This is a genomic window from Rhodovulum steppense, assembly GCF_004339675.1.
GTDB classification, from domain to species: Bacteria; Pseudomonadota; Alphaproteobacteria; order Rhodobacterales; family Rhodobacteraceae; genus Rhodovulum; species Rhodovulum steppense.
In genome coordinates this window covers 1-1,410 of sequence record NZ_SLVM01000062.1, presented here as the reverse complement: position 1 = coordinate 1,410, position 1,410 = coordinate 1, and the positions used below count along the sequence as shown (strand labels likewise).

Sequence of the window (1,410 nt, the reverse complement as noted above, 5' to 3'; positions counted from 1 at the left end):
CCAAACTCCACCTCGACCATACACCTCGATGGCCACCCGGGATCACACCGCCGAAGGCGATGAAATTACACCAGCTGCTCGGACACTAACCATCGACCCAAAGCCGGAAATCTTGCACCCCTACATCGCCTACGCCGAGCGACGGCTGATCTGGGAGCATGTCGATCCGCGTGGTGGGGCTGTGCGGGGTGGCCTATCTGGCGAGCTGGGCAGTGGTGATGGTGATGGGGGTGGAGCGGTATTTTCGGTGGCGGTTGAAGCGCGCTACAATCGCCGTAGACTGATCGCGAGCGGCCCGTTCCGGACCTTCAACACATCGCCAGGCGCTGCGGCGCAGCTTCACCAGACCGGCCATTCGCTGCATGCGCATTCCTGGCGGCAGGCGAGCGGCTGGGGTGCGGGACGAAGCGGACGTGCCGAGAGAGCGGCCGTTCAAGCCGGAAGTTCGTCAAACCTATCGAGGGACGCGAGATCGTTGTCCCAATCCGCACGACTGGAAAAGCAGAGATGCGCGTCGGGCCGCATGCCGGCCTCGCCATCAAGCGACCCTGCCGGCACGACAAGCACACCATCGTCCGCTTGAGAAAACGGCAGCGCGGAGCCACAGATCGTGCAAAAGCACTTCACATGTCTTGATCCGGAAAGCCGGAAGGTCCTGATATTTGCATCTCCTGACAACCAGGTGATCATCGCCGTCGACGAAAACAGGTTTGCCGAATGGGCCGAGCCGCTATCCTTGCGGCAGCGCGTGCAGTGGCACAGGAAGAACCTCTCGAACTCTCCCGTTATGCGAAACGTCACAGCGCCGCACAGACACTGTCCAGACACCAGACTGTCCACTCGAAATCCCTTTGACACGCAACCGTGAAGCCGCCTTGCGGCCCTCCCAATCAGTATCCATGCCTGGAACCAGGGTCAACGTGGGCTCGGAGCCGACCTATGTCGCGTCGCAACATGCGCCGAATCGTGCGCATCTCGCAGCGACGAGGACGGCCCATGCGGCCTTCCACCTGCCAGATCGGATGCCGCGGTGCGGTGCGGCGCGTCATTCCTGCCATTCGCTGCGCCTGCAAAGCCGAAGAGGTAGCTAAAGATGGCAAAACCTCCGTCCCCGCCCAAGCCGCCCGCACGCCCACCAAGTGGCGGCAGAGGGCAACCCGAAACGAACACACGCCCGATGCCTGCGGCTCCGTCAGCGCCGCCCCCCCCCAAGAGGTGATGTTGTGCAGGTGATTGAAATGCAGTCAGGTGGCGAACCCGTCTACATCCCTGACAACGCCCGCCCCATTCCCAGCGCTCCTTCTTCGTCACCGCCGCCTAGGCTCCAGACCCATTGATTTCAGGTCTTTGGCGTGATTCAGGCTCCGCGAGGAGACCTGATCTATGAGCAATCTTTACTGGCTGACCGAG

Annotated in this window: 1 protein-coding gene; it reads right to left on the bottom strand. The window is 62.0% G+C overall.

Going from position 1 to position 1,410, the window contains the following annotated elements:
- Positions 1–432: 432 nt before the first annotated feature.
- On the bottom strand, positions 433–840 hold the full coding sequence (locus EV216_RS18040) for a GFA family protein (RefSeq protein ID WP_132697263.1): 408 nt from the start codon (positions 838–840) through the stop codon (positions 433–435).
- Between the last annotated feature and the right edge of the window lie 570 nt (positions 841–1,410).